This is a genomic window from Rhodoferax sp. (assembly GCF_014859475.1).
Classification (GTDB): Bacteria; Pseudomonadota; Gammaproteobacteria; order Burkholderiales; family Burkholderiaceae_C; genus Rhodoferax.
In genome coordinates this window covers 1-15,188 of the sequence record NZ_JACUUE010000052.1, presented here as the reverse complement: position 1 = coordinate 15,188, position 15,188 = coordinate 1, and the positions used below count along the sequence as shown (strand labels likewise).

At 62.0% G+C, this 15,188-nt stretch carries 18 protein-coding genes and 1 tRNA gene; 6 read left to right on the top strand and 13 right to left on the bottom strand.

Annotated features, from left to right (window positions below):
* The 10 genes from IBX54_RS06960 to IBX54_RS06915 all read right to left on the bottom strand — a co-directional run.
* The coding region (locus IBX54_RS06960; RefSeq protein WP_296541940.1) for an ORF6N domain-containing protein at positions 1-371 on the bottom strand (371 nt) is incomplete at its 3' end.
* Between the two features lie 25 nt (positions 372-396).
* On the bottom strand, positions 397-1,053 hold the full coding sequence (locus IBX54_RS06955) for an N-6 DNA methylase (protein ID WP_296541939.1): 657 nt from the start codon (positions 1,051-1,053) through the stop codon (positions 397-399).
* A gap of 22 nt (positions 1,054-1,075) precedes the next feature.
* Positions 1,076-1,163, bottom strand: a tRNA-Ser gene (locus IBX54_RS06950).
* Between the two features lie 25 nt (positions 1,164-1,188).
* Positions 1,189-2,487, bottom strand: coding sequence for a tryptophan--tRNA ligase (locus tag IBX54_RS06945; RefSeq protein WP_296541938.1), 1,299 nt, complete (start codon positions 2,485-2,487; stop codon positions 1,189-1,191).
* A 144-nt stretch (positions 2,488-2,631) separates the two neighbouring features.
* Complete coding sequence (locus tag IBX54_RS06940; protein ID WP_296541937.1) at positions 2,632-3,300, bottom strand: site-2 protease family protein; 669 nt, start codon at positions 3,298-3,300, stop codon at positions 2,632-2,634.
* A 1-nt stretch (position 3,301) separates the two neighbouring features.
* Positions 3,302-3,925: an L-threonylcarbamoyladenylate synthase gene (locus tag IBX54_RS06935; protein ID WP_296541936.1), complete on the bottom strand. Its 624-nt coding sequence runs from the start codon at positions 3,923-3,925 to the stop codon at positions 3,302-3,304.
* Between the two features lie 406 nt (positions 3,926-4,331).
* Positions 4,332-5,207, bottom strand: a complete 876-nt coding sequence (locus IBX54_RS06930; protein ID WP_296541935.1) for a 3',5'-nucleoside bisphosphate phosphatase — start codon at positions 5,205-5,207, stop codon at positions 4,332-4,334.
* Positions 5,208-5,220: 13 nt separating this feature from the next.
* The gene (gene recJ, locus IBX54_RS06925; RefSeq protein ID WP_296541934.1) at positions 5,221-6,957 is read right to left on the bottom strand and encodes a single-stranded-DNA-specific exonuclease RecJ; all 1,737 of its coding nucleotides are present in this window, start codon (positions 6,955-6,957) and stop codon (positions 5,221-5,223) included.
* Complete coding sequence (locus IBX54_RS06920) at positions 6,954-7,910, bottom strand: phosphoglycerate mutase (RefSeq protein ID WP_296541933.1); 957 nt, start codon at positions 7,908-7,910, stop codon at positions 6,954-6,956. Before IBX54_RS06920 ends, recJ begins: the two co-directional genes overlap by 4 nt.
* Before the next feature lie 7 nt (positions 7,911-7,917).
* Entirely contained in the window at positions 7,918-8,484 is a 567-nt protein-coding gene (locus IBX54_RS06915) for a Uma2 family endonuclease (RefSeq protein ID WP_296541932.1), read from the bottom strand.
* Between the two features lie 158 nt (positions 8,485-8,642).
* On the opposite strand from IBX54_RS06915, the gene IBX54_RS06910 reads away from it, so the two are divergent.
* Genes IBX54_RS06910 through IBX54_RS06885 form a run of 6 tightly spaced genes read left to right on the top strand, consistent with a single transcriptional unit; the run spans position 8,643 to position 12,639 of the window.
* Positions 8,643-9,092: a putative toxin-antitoxin system toxin component, PIN family gene (locus tag IBX54_RS06910; protein ID WP_296541931.1), complete on the top strand. Its 450-nt coding sequence runs from the start codon at positions 8,643-8,645 to the stop codon at positions 9,090-9,092.
* Positions 9,089-9,352, top strand: a complete 264-nt coding sequence (locus IBX54_RS06905; RefSeq protein ID WP_296541930.1) for a hypothetical protein — start codon at positions 9,089-9,091, stop codon at positions 9,350-9,352. Before IBX54_RS06910 ends, IBX54_RS06905 begins: the two co-directional genes overlap by 4 nt.
* A gap of 3 nt (positions 9,353-9,355) precedes the next feature.
* On the top strand, positions 9,356-10,612 hold the full coding sequence (locus tag IBX54_RS06900; RefSeq protein ID WP_296541929.1) for a lipoprotein-releasing ABC transporter permease subunit: 1,257 nt from the start codon (positions 9,356-9,358) through the stop codon (positions 10,610-10,612).
* On the top strand, positions 10,605-11,321 hold the full coding sequence (lolD, locus tag IBX54_RS06895; protein WP_296541928.1) for a lipoprotein-releasing ABC transporter ATP-binding protein LolD: 717 nt from the start codon (positions 10,605-10,607) through the stop codon (positions 11,319-11,321). The genes IBX54_RS06900 and lolD overlap by 8 nt, the downstream gene beginning before the upstream one ends.
* A 57-nt stretch (positions 11,322-11,378) precedes the next feature.
* On the top strand, positions 11,379-11,768 hold the full coding sequence (locus IBX54_RS06890) for a hemerythrin family protein (protein ID WP_296541927.1): 390 nt from the start codon (positions 11,379-11,381) through the stop codon (positions 11,766-11,768).
* 28 nt (positions 11,769-11,796) lie between these two features.
* On the top strand, positions 11,797-12,639 hold the full coding sequence (locus tag IBX54_RS06885; RefSeq protein WP_296541926.1) for a TatD family hydrolase: 843 nt from the start codon (positions 11,797-11,799) through the stop codon (positions 12,637-12,639).
* A 10-nt stretch (positions 12,640-12,649) separates the two neighbouring features.
* On the opposite strand, the gene IBX54_RS06880 is transcribed toward IBX54_RS06885, so the two are convergent.
* The 3 genes from IBX54_RS06880 to IBX54_RS06870 form a co-directional block, all read right to left on the bottom strand.
* A complete protein-coding gene (locus tag IBX54_RS06880) occupies positions 12,650-13,414 on the bottom strand; it encodes an amino acid ABC transporter ATP-binding protein (RefSeq protein WP_296541925.1) in 765 nt (254 codons plus the stop codon).
* Positions 13,415-13,418: 4 nt separating this feature from the next.
* Positions 13,419-14,072: an amino acid ABC transporter permease gene (locus IBX54_RS06875; RefSeq protein ID WP_296541924.1), complete on the bottom strand. Its 654-nt coding sequence runs from the start codon at positions 14,070-14,072 to the stop codon at positions 13,419-13,421.
* A gap of 116 nt (positions 14,073-14,188) precedes the next feature.
* Entirely contained in the window at positions 14,189-14,989 is an 801-nt protein-coding gene (locus IBX54_RS06870; protein WP_296541923.1) for an amino acid ABC transporter substrate-binding protein, read from the bottom strand.
* Between the last annotated feature and the right edge of the window lie 199 nt (positions 14,990-15,188).

Here is a 15,188-nt window from a genome sequence, read left to right as displayed (position 1 = left end):
GCGATGTTGACCTCAACCGCACGCTGCGAGCGCAACACGCTGGAGAGCATGGCCACGCCTTGCTCGGTGAAGGCATAGGGCAGCGTGCGTCGTCCACCGCGGGCGTTTGACATCACAACTTGTGATGTCAAACCCGCATCAGGCGGAGAACTCGTCACATTTTTTGACCGCATGGCCGACCACTCTTCGGTTGAAAGCTGAAACATGAAGTCATCAGGGAAACGGTTACGGTTGCGGGCCACCGACTGGTTCAAAACGCGGGCTTCCACACCGTAAAGGTCTGCCAGATTGGTGTCGAGTAGCACTTTCTCGCCACGGATCAAAAACACTAATTTGGCAAGATTTTCTGGTTTGGGAATGATTTGAGTCATGGGCTCGACTTTTTCTAAGCGTTGATCACAATGGCACCTGCAAAGCTGCCAGCTCGCGCACCGTCATGGGCGGGTATGTTTTGATGGGCGTAAAAATCTCATGCTTACCCAGATCGGCAAACAGTGAACCTTCCTCGCTATATTTTGATGAGCCGGTGAGCACGTCAAACCGAAAGTCTCGCCGTTGAAACTTGCCTTTGCCCAAGTAGCCCCATTCGGCAAAGGTGATGGGCGGGCGGTCTTTGACTGGCTGGTCGTCTATGGCGCGCATGGTGAGCGCGTCGCCGTGCACCAAGTTTGTCGACAGCACATGTGTTGCGGCCCGGTATAGGTCATCAGTCTCATTCAGGTTGAGGTACTTGGCAATCACATCCAGCACGTTGGCGCGGCATTCGGCAATGTTGTCGACCAGCAGCTCAATGCCGTAGATGCACATCAGCCCCAGCAATGCGTAATGCTGCCGCTCGAAGTCAGACTTACCGAATTTGAGTTCTACCGCTGCAAGCTTGCGTTTGAGTATTTGCACGATGAAGTTGCCACTGCCGCACGCGGGCTCCAGAAAGCGGGAGTCAATGCGCTCGGACTCGTCCTTCACCAGGTCAAGCATGGCCTCGACCATCCATGCAGGCGTGAACACCTCGCCGTGGTCGGCGACACGTTGTTTGGACTTGACGAGGTTCATGGGGTGGCGACGGTGTGTGCCGTGGCGGAGAGAGTGGGATTCGAACCCACGGTACCTTGCGGTACGCCTGATTTCGAGTCAGGTACATTCGGCCACTCTGCCATCTCTCCGCGAAGCCGCGAATTGTACAGTGCGCTAAGCCTGTTTGCTCTCGCGCAAAGCTTGCAGGGCGGCCGCGATGTCGCTTTCCGTGATGTCCTGGCCCGGCTGCAGCGGCACCGGGCTGCTGTGTAGGGCCTTGATGCCGTCGGTTTGCAGCGCGGCAATGGTTTGCCCGGCCACTTTGGGCGAGGCAAAGGCGCCGCTTTGCAGTAGCAGTTTCCCGTCGGCGCTTTGCAGCTTGAAGTAAAACTGGCCATCGGCTTCGCGGTATTGCTTGAATACCGGCAGCGCTTGCTTGACCGCCTTGGCGGTCGTGCTGGCCTGGGTTTGCAAGGGGCGCAGGCCCACGGCATGGCGCAGTTGGCCCATGAAGGGCGTGGCAATGGCGCGGGCTTTGGCGGCGCCGGTGTGCAGGATGGCCTCGATCTTGGCCGGGTTGTCGATCAGCGCCTGGTAGGCGGCGCGCATCGGCGCAATTTCTTGGTCGATGCGCTCAAAAACAAGCTGTTTGGCGTCGGCCCACGAGATGCCGGCGGTATAAGCCTGGCGCAGTGCTTCGGTCTCTGAGGTGCTGGCAAAGGCCTGGTAAATCTGGAACAGGGTCGAGCCTTCCACAGCCTTGGGCTCGCCGGGCGCGGTGGAGTCGGTGACGATGCTGCCGATGAGTTTTTTGAGTTGCTCGCGCGGCGCAAACAGCGGGATGGTGTTGTCATAGCTTTTGCTCATCTTGCGGCCGTCGAGGCCGGGCAGGGTGGCCACGTGGTCTTCAATGGCCGCCTCGGGCGCGACAAAATGCTCGCCATAACGGTGGTTGAAACTGTGCGCCATGTCGCGCGCCATTTCGATGTGCTGCACCTGGTCGCGCCCCACCGGCACCTGGTGGGCGTTGAACATCAAGATGTCGGCGCCCATCAGCACCGGGTACATGAACAGGCCCACATTCACATCGGCGTCGGGGTCGGTGCCTGCTGCGGTGTTTTTATCGACCGCAGCCTTGTAGGCGTGGGCGCGGTTGAGCACGCCCTTGCCCAGCACGCAGCTCAAAAACCAGGTGAGCTCGGGGATTTCCGGCACGTCGGACTGGCGGTAAAACACCACGCGGTCCGGGTCCAGCCCGCAGGCCAGCCAGCTGGCGGCAATCTCCAGGGTGGAGCGCTGGATGCGCGCCGGGTCGTCCACCTTGATCAGGGCGTGGTAGTCGGCCAGAAAGTAAAAACTCTCGACACCAGGGCGCAGGCTGTGGCCCACAGACGGGCGGATCGAGCCCACGTAGTTGCCCAGGTGGGGCGTGCCTGATGTGGTGATGCCGGTAAGAAAACGTTCGATGCGCATGGGAAAAGTTTGAATAAAAAAGTCAAAAATGCATGGACTGCCGCGTTGCGCTCGCAGTGGCGAATTGCCGCGCTGCGCTTGCCATGAACAACCACGTCATTGCGAAGGCAGTGAGGCAGCTCATGGCTTTCGGGGGCATTGCGCTCAGCCCGTCAGCCAGGCCAGCGGGGTGAGCAGCAGGGTGATGAGCTGGTAGCTCAGGCCCATCAGCGGGCGCAGCCACAGGTTGCTGACCACGCCGGCCAGTACCAGCGCCATCACGATAAAAAAGCCATACGGCTCCACGCGCGACACCAGCATGGCCTGGCGGTACGGCAGCAAGCCCACCAGGATGCGGCCACCATCAAGCGGCGGCAGCGGAAACAGGTTGAACACCGCCATCACCACATTCACCAGCACGCCGCCCTGCGCCATTTCAACCAGAAACGGCTCGTTGATGCCGGCGCCGCGATACACATACAGCAGCGCGCCCCAGACCAGCGCCTGAAAAAAGTTGGCGCCCGGCCCGGCCAGCGCGACCCAGATCATGTGGCGCTTGGGGTCGCGCAGGTTACCAAAACGCACCGGCACCGGTTTGGCGTAACCAAAAAGAAAAGCCCCTGAGGTGGCAAAGTACAGCATCAGCGGCATCAGGATGGTGCCCACCGGGTCGATGTGCGGCAGCGGGTTGAGCGTGACACGGCCCATCTTGTAGGCGGTGTTGTCGCCGAAGTGTTTGGCGGCATAACCGTGCGCGGCTTCATGCAGGGTGATGGCCAGCAACACCGGAATGGCATAGAGGGCGATGGTTTGGATCAGTTGGGCAAAGTCCATGTCAAAGCCCCAGTACCGCCAGCGCGCCGCGGCCTTCGCGGATGATGACCGGGTCGCCGCCGGTCAAATCGACCACGGTGGTGGGTTCGCGCGGGCAGGCGCCAGAGTCGATGATGGCGGCAATGCGGCCCTTGTAATGCGCGCGAATCTCGTCGGCGTCGTTCATGGGATCAGGCTCGCCCGGTGCGATCAGCGTGGTGGCCAGCAGCGGTGTGCTGTGCAGCGCCAGCAGCTCCTGCAGCACCTTGTGCTCGGGCACGCGCAGGCCGATGGTCTTGCGCGACGGGTGGCTCAGGCGGCGCGGCACCTCCTTGGTGGCTTCCAGAATGAAGGTATAGGCGCCGGGCGTGGCCGCTTTGATGAGGCGGTATTGCTGGTTGTCCACCTTGGCGTAGGTGGCCAGTTCCGACAGGTCGCGGCATAACAGGGTGAGGTGGTGCTTGTCGTCAACCCCGCGGATGCGGCGCAGTTTGTCGGCGGCGGCCTTGTCGTCGAGGTGGCACACCAGCGCATAGCTGGAATCGGTGGGCACGGCCAGCACTTCGCCCTTGTCAAGCAGGGCGGTGGCCTGCTTGAGCAGGCGCGGTTGCGGGTTGTCAGGGTGGATTTCGAAAAGTTGTGGCATGGCGCTATTGTCGCAGCCCACCGGCTTGGCGAGCTGACAGCATGGCGTTGCCCATACCGATGGCGGTGAGCACGGCAACGTCGGCCCGGGCCAGACCATTAACGTGAAAGAACATCGTCATTGCGAACCCCCCGTCATTGCGAACGCAGTGAAGCAATCCATCTCCCCGGACTACATGGATCGCCACGCTTCGCTTTCCATGAACACTCCGTCATTGCGAACGAAGTGACGCAATCCATGCACCCGGACTGCATGGACTGCCGCGCTACGCTCGCAGTGACGGCTTCTCTGTTCAAGGTCCGTGTGCGGCATCGGGCCAGACATGGCTGGCTGGCTGTGACGAACGTGTTTCATCATTTGGGGTGGCTGCGCTGCCACAAATCGCCGGGAGTTATGCGGAGTGTCCTTAGACCCGCGCCGGGGCGCGGGCGTGCTGAATGCGCTCGGCCAGCAGTTGCCACACCGGTGTCAGCTGGCCCGGCAGGGCGGGCAGGCTGCCGAGCTCGGTGCGGCTTTCGGCTGGGCTATGAAAGTCGCTGCCGCGCGAGGCTGCCAAGCCGAATTCAAGCGCGGTCTCGGTATAACTGACACATTCAGCGGCCGAGTGGCTGCCGGTGACCACTTCAACGCCCTTGCCGCCGAGCGCCTTGAATTCGATGAACAGCGCCAGCTCTTCGTTGGCGCTGAATTTGTAGCGCGCCGGGTGCGCAATGACCGCCATGCCGCCGGCCTGGGTGATCCAGTGCACGGCATCTTTCAGGCTGGCCCAGCGGTGCGCCACGAAACCGGGCTTGCCCTCGGTGAGGTATTTGCGAAACACCTCGTAAGTGTCTTTGCAGACCCCGGTTTCCACCAGAAAGCGGGCGAAATGGGTGCGCGAAATCAGGTCGGGGTTGCCGGCATACTTCAGCGCGCCTTCAAAAGCGCCTTTGATGCCGACGCGCGCCAGGTCGGTTGCCATTTCCTGGGCGCGTTGCGAGCGCCCGCCCCGGGTTTGCTGCAAACCCCGATGCAGTTGCGCATTGTCGGCATCAAAACCCAGTCCGACGATGTGCACGGTTTGATGCAGAAAAGTAACCGAAATTTCAACCCCGGTCAGGTAGTCAAGACCGCACGCCGCCGCCGCAGCAGCAGCGCGGGCCTGGCCGCCGATTTCGTCGTGATCTGTCAGCGACCACAATTCCACACCCTGGGCTTTGGCGCGCTGGGCCAGTTCTTCAGGGGTGAGGGTGCCGTCGGAGACGACAGAGTGGCAATGCAGGTCGGCGTTGAGGGTGTTCATGGTCGTGACGATTCTAGGTCGGGGCGGGTAGTTCTGCTGCCTCGACCAGAAAGCGCACCCGGCGTTCGCCGCGCCAGCTGTCCACATCGAGCCGGAACGCCAGCTTGACCCGCGCAGGCAGCGGCTCGGTGTGGCCGAACCAGATGCCATCCACCGGCTCGCCGCGGTGTTTGAGCTTGAGCGACAGGTGTTTTTCAGCCACCAGGCGTTGCGACACCACTTCGAGCTCTTCGCTGAAGGTGGGGGCGGCAAAGCCCTGACCCCAGACTTCGTGGTGCAGCGTGTCCACCAGGTCGGGGCGGCGGTATTCGGGCTTGAGCGCGCCGTCGGTGTCGAGGCGGCGCGTCAGCGTGGCGGCATCGAGCCACTCCTGGGCCACTTGCGCCAGGCCTTGCTCGAAGGTTTCAAAATGTTCTTCGGCGATGGTGCAGCCCGCCGCCATGGCGTGGCCGCCAAAGCGCAGCAGCACGCCGGGGTGGCGCTTGGCCACCAGGTCAAGCGCGTCGCGCAGGTGAAAGCCGGGAATCGAGCGGCCCGAGCCCTTGAGTTCATGGCCATGGCCGGTGGCGCCGCTGCTGGCAAAAACGAACGTGGGGCGGTGAAATTTGTCCTTGATGCGCGAGGCCACAATGCCGACCACGCCCTCGTGAAAGTCGGGGTCGAACACGCAAATGGCCGGTGGTGCCTCTGCGGCTTCTTCAAACAGCGACTCGGCCACGGCCAGCGCCTGTTCGCGCATATTGCCTTCGATGTCGCGGCGCTCGCGGTTGATGGCATCGAGCGCCTTGGCCAGTTCCTGGGCGCGACCGGCATCGTCGCTCAACAGGCATTCAATGCCCAGCGTCATGTCGCTCAAGCGCCCGGCGGCGTTGATGCGCGGCCCCAGCGCAAAGCCGAAGTCGAAAGTGGTGGCTGTTTTGGCCTCGCGCGAGGCGGCTGTGAACAAGGCCGCCAGTCCGGCGGGCATGGCCAGCGCGCGCACCCGTTTCAGGCCTTGCGCCACCAGACGGCGGTTGTTGGTGTCGAGCTTGACCACGTCGGCCACGGTGCCCAGGGCGACCAGCGGCAACAGCGCGTCGAGTTTGGGTTGACTTTGCGCGGTGAAAAGTCCGCGCTGGCGCAGTTCGGCGCGCAGCGCCAGTAGCACGTAAAACATCACGCCGACCCCGGCGATCGACTTGCTCTGAAACGTGCAGCCGGGCTGGTTCGGGTTGACGATCACGTCGGCATCGGGCAGTTCAATTTGGCCAGCGCGCAGGGCGGGCAAATGGTGGTCGGTCACCAGCACCTGCAGGCCCAGCGCCCGGGCTGCCGCCACACCATCAAAGCTGGCAATGCCGTTATCGACGGTAATCAGCACATCGGCGCCGCTGGCTTTGACGCGCCCGGAAATCGGTGGCGTCAGGCCGTAGCCGTCTTGCACCCGATCCGGCACGATGTAGTCCACATGCCGGGCACCGAGCAGGCGCAGGCCGCGCACGCCCACCGCGCAGGCAGTGGCACCGTCGCAGTCGTAATCGGCCACGATGCAGAGTTTTTTGTCGTCGCAAATGGCGTCAGAGAGCAGTTGGGCGGCATCAAGCGTGCCTTTCATGCTGGCAGGCGGCAGCAGACGCGCCAGTGCGGCATCGAGTTCCAGCGGGTCTTGCACGCCCCGCGCGGCATACAGCTGCGCCAGCAGCGGGTGAATGCCGGCTTGCTCCAGCGCCCAGACGGCACGCGGGGGTGCATCTCGCACGATGATTTTCATAGGGGTTCGAGCACGCTTTGTGTGGTGGTTTGGGCAAAAAGTTGCCTGAATTTTTGCTTCAGGGTGAAAGCCTGGCTGACCCAGCTTTGGGCGTGGCGTTCGCCGCACAAGGTGAGCTGGACATCTTTACCACCCGCCTGCGCGTCGAGCAGTGGCTTGACCTGGCTGGCATCAATCTGCTGCCAGGCGCTGGCCCAACCGGCCCAATCGTCTTGCAGGGCAGCTTCGCGCAAGGTTTTAGCCATGACCGGCTGCTCGGGCGCGGGGTTTGGACGCCCCTCTGGCAAAGCGCCGCTGCCGCTGAACCAGATGGCGTTGATGGGGGTGGCGCCACGCCGGTCGCGGGCATCGTTGATGGGGTGGGTGTAGAGCAGCATTTGCATTTCGCTCACCAGCCGGATCAAGCCGCTGGCCTGGGCTGCAGTGGGCACCCAGGGCGACAAGTTTCGGCCCAGCACGCGGTCGGGCGAGGCGCTGGGCAGGTCCGCAAAGACTGCGCCCTGCGCCAGCCAGCGCCCGGTCTCAAAGGGGTAAAGCGTGATGCCGTCTTGCGCAAAGAACGGCTGCATCGCCGCCAACAGAGCGTCGGATTCAGCGGCGCTCATGTCGCGCATGGGCAACTGGCGCATGGTGACCTCGTGCGTGGTGGCCTGCCAGTGGCACAGCGTGACAAAAGCCCAGGCGCCTTGCTGCTGTTTTGGCAGCTGCGCCAGTTCGGGGCGTTTTTGGGCTTCCAGTGCCGCCCAGGGAATCTGGCCGTCGGCCACTGGCAGCCCCAGACTGCGCGCCAGTGCGCGTTCGTGCGGCGGCGACCAGCTCAGCTCGTCACCCAGGTCGATGGCTTGCGGGCTCAGGCGGTTGATCAGTTTTTGCAAATGGGGAAGTTTCAACGTGGCCAGCGCGGCCTGGCAGCCTTCGGCATGGCTGGCGGCATAGGGAATCAGCAAATGCATACGGCGATCAGGCCTCCAACACGTCGGTAAACAACTGCTCGGCGCTGAGCGTCAGGGCCACGCTGGCCAGTACCACCGCTTCGCCTTTGGCAAAGGGGTGAAGCACCCACAAACCGTCTGCACCTTTGCGATAGCAGTCAGTGCTGCGGCTGTCCAGGTCAACCAGCGCGTATTCCTGCAAGCTCTCCAGACTGCGGTAAGAACCAAATTTGAGCCCCCGGTCATAGGCGGCGGTGCTGGGCGAGAGCACCTCCACGATCAGCTTGGGCTCGGTCTTGACCAGTGGGCTGGCGGCATCCTGCGCGCTGCAGGTCACGAGCACGTCAGGGTACAAATAGCTGTTGGCTGCATCTACATGCACACGCATGTCGCTCATATAAGTGCGGCACGGGCTGCCGCCGAGATGCTGACGCAGGCTAAAGGCGATGTTCATTGTGACCGTCACATGCCGGTCTTCGGCACCGGCCATGGCAAACACCTCGCCATCGAGGTATTCATGGCGATCCAGCTGGGTGCTTTCCCAGGTCAGGTAATCGTCGGCGCCAAAAGCGCAATGGTGTGCAGGGAGTCCCATGGTGCTGTCCTCTCAAAGGGTTCAATACCTGATTATGTGGCGGTGTGGCAGATTGAGTATGCCGCGAGCGCGTAAAGGCTGGTAAACCCATTGGTCTGCTCGTTGGCCTTGCCACGCAGACGCAGGTCTCGAACCATTATGCTAATATCCCCGGCAATATGAAAATAATGCCTCGCCTGACGCTGGATACCAATATATTGGTGGCGGCCACGCGCAATGCGGCAGGGCCGTCGTTCGCGCTGATGCAGCTGGTGCGTCGGTCTGTGGTCACCATGTGTTGCAGTCCGGCATTGTTTTTGGAGTTCGAGGATGTGCTCAAACGACCCGAGCAAATGCTTGCTTGCGGCTTGCAGCCCCCCGACATTGATGCCATCCTGAATGAATTGGCGGGATTGATCTTGCCGGTTGTGACGCACTACCAGTGGCGGCCCCAATTGCGCGATCCGGCAGGCGAGATGGTGTTGGAAGCCGCCGTCAACGCGCAAGCCAGGGCGATCGTGACTTACAACTTGCGCGATTTCAAACCAGCGCAGCGTTTTGGTATTTTGGTGTTGAACCCCGAACAGACCTTTCATCAATTTCACTTACCAAGGAGTGTGGCACCATGAGCAATTACGCCCTGCGCTTGCCCGAGTCACTGAAACAGGCCGCAAAACGGATTGCAGCAGAGGATGACACCACCATGAACCAATTTTTTGTGGTGGCCATTGCTGAAAAAATCAGTGCCATGGAAACCGCCCGGTTTTTTGACAAACGCGCAGCGCTGTCCGGCCGCGATGCCGCCAACGCGGCTTGGGCCAAAGTTGGTGCGAAGTCGGCCATTTCCGGTGACGTCTGGGAAACACCCGGTTCACCCTCCGGTCAGTAAGCCATGCAACTCCCCTATGAACTTATTCTTGGCTGGCGCTACACGCGCGCTGGCCGTGCCACCCGGCGCAACGGTTTTATCTCGTTCATTTCGGGCGTTTCGATGCTCGGCATTGCGCTGGGCGTGGCAGCGTTGATCATTGTGCTGAGTGTGATGAACGGCTTTCAGAAAGAGGTGCGCGACCGTATGTTGGGCGTGGTCTCGCACATCGAGATTTTTGCGCCCAACGGTGAAGCCCTGCCCGACGTGGCGCGCACGCTGACGCAGGTGCGCGCCAACCCGGCCGTGATTGGTGCCGCTCCGTTTATTGCCACCCAGGCCTTGCTGGCACGGGGCGAAGACATGAAAGGCGCACTGGTGCGTGGCATTGATCCGGCGCGCGAAGGCGAAGTGACCGACCTGGCGCGCGAGCTTAAAAACACCGGGCTCGATCAGCTGATGCCTGGCGAGTTCGGCGTGGTGCTGGGCGCCGAGCTGGCGCGCAGCCTGGGCGTGATCAGGGGCGACAAGGTGACGCTGGTGGCCCCCAGCGGCCAGGTCACGCCGGCCGGCGTGGTGCCGCGCCTGAAGCAGATGACCGTGGTCGGCACCTTTGATTCGGGCCATTTTGAATACGACTCAGGCCTGGTGCTGATGCACATCGAAGATGCCGCGCGCATCTTCCGGCTGGAAGGCCCGAGCGGCGTGCGCGTCAAGCTGCGCGACCTGCACCAGGCACGCGAGGTGGCCGCCGAGCTGGCCAGTACGCTCACCGACAGGCTCTTGATTCGCGACTGGACGCGACAAAACCGCACCTGGTTTGCCGCAGTGCAACTGGAAAAACGCATGATGTTCATCATCCTGACGCTGATCGTGGCGGTGGCCGCCTTCAACCTGGTGAGCACCTTGGTGATGACCGTCACCGACAAGCGCGCCGACATTGCCATTTTGCGAACGCTGGGGGCCAGCCCGGGCTCCATCATGGGGATTTTTGTGGTGCAGGGTGCCATGGTGGGCGTGATCGGCACACTCGCCGGACTGGCGCTGGGCCTGGCCGTGGCTTTCAACATCGACGTGATCGTGCCGGCGCTGGAGCAGTTGCTGGATGCCAGCTTTTTGCCGCGCGACATTTACCTGATCAGCCGCATGCCGAGCGACCCGCAACAGGGCGACATCATGCCGATCACCCTGATTTCCCTGGTGTTGGCTTTTGTGGCCACGCTCTATCCGAGCTGGCGCGCCAGCCGCGTTAACCCGGCGGAGGCGTTGCGTTATGAATAATTCCAGCCTCGATCCCAAGCTGGTACTCAGTGCCCGCGGCCTGACCAAACGCTTTGCCGAAGGGCGGCTCGACGTGACCGTGCTGCAAGGCGTGGACCTTGATGTGTGCGCCGGAGACACACTGGCCATCGTGGGCGCCTCGGGTTCCGGCAAAAGCACGCTGCTGCATTTGCTGGGCGGGCTGGACGCGCCGACCAGCGGCTCGGTCATGCTGCTGGGGCAGGACATGGCCCGCCAGAGCGCAGCCGAGCAGGGCCGCCTGCGCAACCGGTACCTGGGTTTTGTCTATCAATTTCACCACCTGCTGCCTGAGTTCAGTGCGCTTGACAACGTGGCCATGCCGTTATGGATCAGGCGCATGACGCACTTTGACGCGGCGCGAATCGCCACCAAAATGTTGACCAGCGTGGGTCTGGCCGACCGCCTGTATCATCGCCCGGCAGAGCTCTCTGGCGGCGAACGTCAGCGGGTGGCCATTGCCCGCGCGCTGGTCACGCAACCCGCCTGCGTGCTGGCCGACGAGCCCACCGGCAACCTGGACCGCAGCACCGCGCACGGCGTGTTTGACCTGATGCTGGAACTGGCGCGCACGCAAGGAACCGCTTTCATTGTGGTTACCCACGACGAAGCACTGGCGGCCCGCTGCGCCCGCCAACTCAGGCTGGTGCAAGGCAAATTGACCGAGTCGGCTCCTGTTCAGGAAAGCTGACGAGGATTTTTATTTAGCATTTGCAAGGTGCAAATCTGATTTTTTTGAGGTGTCAAGATGACAGTGGAATGGCAAACAACTTACAAAATTGGCGATGCCGAGGTGGACACCATGCAGGAAAAGCTGTTCGCTCTGACGAACGCGTTTCTCGCCTCCGATGACCTGACCGTATTGCGCTCCACCATCGTGTCGCTTTGCAAGCAGGCGCGGGCCCAGTTTGAGCTTGAGGAAGCGCTCATGCGCCGCCTTGACTACCCTGAGCTGGCCGCCCATGCGGCGCAGCACCAAACGCTGTTGGATCGCTTGATCGGGCGCAGCATGGACGTGGGCAAGGGCTACATGAACAAGCCCGCCATTGCCGCACTGATGCGCGACTGGTGTGAACGCCATGTGCCCGAAGACGACGCCAGATTGGGGCAGTTTCTGGCCTCTCGCCAGACCGCCTGAAGCGGCGCGGGCACGCCGCTTGGGCGCGATGTTCATCGACACCCACTGCCACCTGGATGCCCCGGAGTTCGGCCCTGACGCTGCCGCCGTGCGGGCGCAGGCGGCGCGCCAGCAGGTGGCCATGTGCGTGCTGCCAGCGGTTGCGGTGGCCAACTTTGAGGCAGTACGCACGCTGGCCCATGCCGGCGGTGATGCGTATGCGCTGGGCATTCACCCGCTCTATGTCAAAACCGCGCAAGACGACGATCTGGACCGGCTCGACGCCGCGCTGCAGCAACATCGGGATGACCCGCGTCTGGTCGCGGTGGGTGAAATCGGGCTCGACCTGTTCGTGCCCGAACTTCGCGTGGCGCCCTTGCGCGCGCGTCAGCAGCACTTTTATGTGACCCAACTCAAGCTGGCGCGCAAATACGGCTTGCCTGTGTTGTTGCATGTGCGCCGTTCGGTCGATCAGGTGCTCAAGGGGCTGCGCGCCGTGGCGCGTGCCGACTGGCACGGCATTGCGCACGCCTTCAACGGCAGTGCCCAGCAGGCACAGAGCTTCATCGATCTGGGGTTCAAGCTTGGCTTTGGCGGTGCCGTGACTTATGAGCGGGCGCTGCAACTGCGCCGCCTCGCCGCCAGCCTGCCGCTGGACGCCATCGTGCTGGAAACCGACGCCCCCGACATGCCGCCGCACTGGCTCTACAAAACTGCCCAACAGCGTGAGGCGGGTGAAGTGCAGGGTGTCAACTCACCCGCCGAGCTGCCGCGCATAGCCGCCGCGCTGGCCGAACTGCGCGGCATCAGTGCAGCCGAACTGGCTGCGGCTACCACGCGCAATGCGCTGGCGGCGCTGCCCAAGCTGGGCAGGCTGGTCACGGCTGAATGAAAAGTGGCCTTTAAAGCATCTTTTCCAGAAACGCCTGCGTGCGGGGATGCTCAGGCGCGGCAAACAGCTCGCGCGCCGGGCGCGACTCGACAATAACCCCGCCGTCCATGAAAACAGCACGGCCCGCCGCCTCGCGGGCAAAAGCCATTTCGTGGGTGACCACAATCATCGTCATGCGCTCCTCGGCCAGCGCGCGCATGGTGTTGAGCACTTCGCCGGTAAGCTCGGGGTCAAGCGCCGAGGTGGGTTCGTCGAACAGCATGATGTCGGGCTCCATGGCCAGCGCGCGGGCGATGGCCACGCGCTGCTTTTGGCCGCCCGACAGGCGCGACGGATAGCTGTCGCGCTTGTCAAACAAGCCCACCTTGTTTAACAGCGCCTCGGCCTTGGGCACAATCTCGTCGAGCCGCGCACCCTTGACGGTCAGCGGTGCCTCGATGATGTTCTGCATCACCGTCAGGTGCGGGAACAGGTTGAAGTGCTGAAACACCATGCCCATCTTGCGGCAGATGCGGCTGAGGTCGGCGGGCGCTGCGTAGCGGCAATGGCCCTGGGCGTCGGTGCTCACCAAGGCTTCGCCCGCGATGGCGATGCTGCCGCGATGGATCGTTTCCAGATGGATCAGGCAGCGCAAAAAGGTGCTTTTGCCCGAGCCCGATGGCCCGATGATGGCGATGACCTCGCCTCGGTCAACGTCGAGCGAGACGCCCTTGAGCACCTCGACCGGACCGAAGCGCTTGTGCACATCCACGGCGCGGATCATCGAATTGTTCATCAGGCTATTCGTCATAAACAGCGTACTTTTTTTCCAGACGCTGGAAGCCGTAGGTCAGCACCAGCGTCATGAACAGGTAGAAGGCGGCGGCCACCACAAAGGGCATGGTCGTGAAGTCTCGCTGCACAATGCCGCGCGCCGCGCGCAGCAGGTCGTTCATGGCCAGCACGTAAATCAGCGAGGTGTCTTTCACCAGCGTGATGGTCTCGTTGCTCATCGGCGGCAGGATGCGCTTGAGCACTTGCGGCAGCACGATGCGGCGCATGGTTTGCGGATAGCTCAGGCCCAGCACCTTGGCGCCCTCGTATTGCCCGCGGTCGATCGACTGGATGCCGGCGCGAAAAATTTCGGCAAAATAGGCCGAGTAGTTCAACACGAAGGCGACGATGGCCGACGGGAAGTCAGGCAAGCGCACGCCGATGACCGGGATGAAGGGCAGGGCAAAGTAGATGAACAGCATCTGCAACATCAGCGGCGTGCCGCGCATCAGCCAGATATAGCCGTTGACCAGTGTGCTGAGCAAGGCAAAGCGCGAAATCCTGATCAGCGCCAACGCCAGGCCCAGCGGCACCGCCAGCACGAAGGTGATCAGGAAAACCTGGAGCGTGATGCTGCTGCCCCGCAACAGGGCTGGCAAGATGTCGGCAAGGTAGTTCATGGCAAAGTGTAGAGCCCGCTGAAGCTAAATCCGACTTGGCAACTCAGGCGTTTTAACGCGAAAGAACAAGACTGTCATGCCGGACCCCGCAATGACAGCTTGGTGTGTCCGTCGGTTTATTTCTTGACGATGTCCTGACCAAACCACTGGGTCGAAATTTTGGCGGCGGTGCCGTCGGTCTTCATGTCATCGAGCGCCTTGTCGAGCTTGGCGGCCAGCCCGGTGTCATCCTTGCGGGTGCCCACACCGTAATCTTCGGTGCCGAAGTTTTCCTCCAGCACACGGTACTCGCCCGGCTTTTTGCCAGCGTAATAGCGGCCGACGATTTCATCCACCACCAGCGCGTCAAGGCGGCCAATGGAGAGGTCCATCAGCGCGGTGACGTTGTCGCCAAACTTCTTGATTTCCTTGAGCGACTTGGCCGTGGCTTCATCCTTCTGGATGGCTTCCACGGCGCTGCTGCCGTCCTGCACGCCGACCACCTTGCCGGCCAGTTGCGCCTTGTTGGTGATGGGCGACGTGTCGGTCACCACGATGATCTGGCGGTTTTCCAGGTAGGGCTTGGTGAACAGGATGTTGGCCTTGCGCTCTTCGGTAATGGTCAGGCCGTTCCACAGCACGTCGATGCGTTTGCCGTTGAGTTCGGACTCCTTGGCGCTCCAGTCGATCGGCTTGAAGCTGACTTCGACACCCAGGCGTTTGCCGGCTTCTTTGGCCAGATCGATGTCGAAGCCGACCAGCTCGTTCTTGTCATCGCGAAAACCCATCGGCGGGAAGTTGTCATCCAGGCCGATAACAATGGCTTGGGGGGCCACCGGCGCAGGCGCTGCCGCCACGGGCTCTTCCTTTTTGCCGCAAGCCGTCAAGACCAGGGTAGCCATCAGGCCGCTTATCAACCACAAAGCGTGTTTTTTCATTTGTTTTTCCAGTTGTGAAAGGGATAGAAACGAGGAATGGATATTGGTAGAAACCCTAGGAGTTTAGCGCTTGCGGCAGGTTGAAGGCGTGTGGGATCGATTGGGGATAATCGCCGCATCTTGAAAAAACACACGCACTCCCTCCCCGAAGTCAATTTCTCGGACGATGGCCCGATGCGCCACCAGCACCTTGGCACCG

Bases quoted from the DNA above. Each gene is read 5' to 3' on its own strand.
- IBX54_RS06955 (WP_296541939.1), bottom strand. From the start codon at position 1,053: ATGAACCTCGTCAAGTCCAAACAACGTGTCGCCGACCACGGCGAGGTG.
- IBX54_RS06945 (WP_296541938.1), bottom strand. From the start codon at position 2,487: ATGCGCATCGAACGTTTTCTTACCGGCATCACCACATCAGGCACGCCC.
- IBX54_RS06940 (WP_296541937.1), bottom strand. From the start codon at position 3,300: ATGGACTTTGCCCAACTGATCCAAACCATCGCCCTCTATGCCATTCCG.
- IBX54_RS06935 (WP_296541936.1), bottom strand. From the start codon at position 3,925: ATGCCACAACTTTTCGAAATCCACCCTGACAACCCGCAACCGCGCCTG.
- IBX54_RS06930 (WP_296541935.1), bottom strand. From the start codon at position 5,207: ATGAACACCCTCAACGCCGACCTGCATTGCCACTCTGTCGTCTCCGAC.
- recJ (WP_296541934.1), bottom strand. From the start codon at position 6,957: ATGAAAATCATCGTGCGAGATGCACCCCCGCGTGCCGTCTGGGCGCTG.
- IBX54_RS06920 (WP_296541933.1), bottom strand. From the start codon at position 7,910: ATGCATTTGCTGATTCCCTATGCCGCCAGCCATGCCGAAGGCTGCCAG.
- IBX54_RS06915 (WP_296541932.1), bottom strand. From the start codon at position 8,484: ATGGGACTCCCTGCACACCATTGCGCTTTTGGCGCCGACGATTACCTG.
- IBX54_RS06910 (WP_296541931.1), top strand. From the start codon at position 8,643: ATGAAAATAATGCCTCGCCTGACGCTGGATACCAATATATTGGTGGCG.
- IBX54_RS06905 (WP_296541930.1), top strand. From the start codon at position 9,089: ATGAGCAATTACGCCCTGCGCTTGCCCGAGTCACTGAAACAGGCCGCA.
- IBX54_RS06900 (WP_296541929.1), top strand. From the start codon at position 9,356: ATGCAACTCCCCTATGAACTTATTCTTGGCTGGCGCTACACGCGCGCT.
- lolD (WP_296541928.1), top strand. From the start codon at position 10,605: ATGAATAATTCCAGCCTCGATCCCAAGCTGGTACTCAGTGCCCGCGGC.
- IBX54_RS06890 (WP_296541927.1), top strand. From the start codon at position 11,379: ATGACAGTGGAATGGCAAACAACTTACAAAATTGGCGATGCCGAGGTG.
- IBX54_RS06885 (WP_296541926.1), top strand. From the start codon at position 11,797: ATGTTCATCGACACCCACTGCCACCTGGATGCCCCGGAGTTCGGCCCT.
- IBX54_RS06880 (WP_296541925.1), bottom strand. From the start codon at position 13,414: ATGAACAATTCGATGATCCGCGCCGTGGATGTGCACAAGCGCTTCGGT.
- IBX54_RS06875 (WP_296541924.1), bottom strand. From the start codon at position 14,072: ATGAACTACCTTGCCGACATCTTGCCAGCCCTGTTGCGGGGCAGCAGC.
- IBX54_RS06870 (WP_296541923.1), bottom strand. From the start codon at position 14,989: ATGAAAAAACACGCTTTGTGGTTGATAAGCGGCCTGATGGCTACCCTG.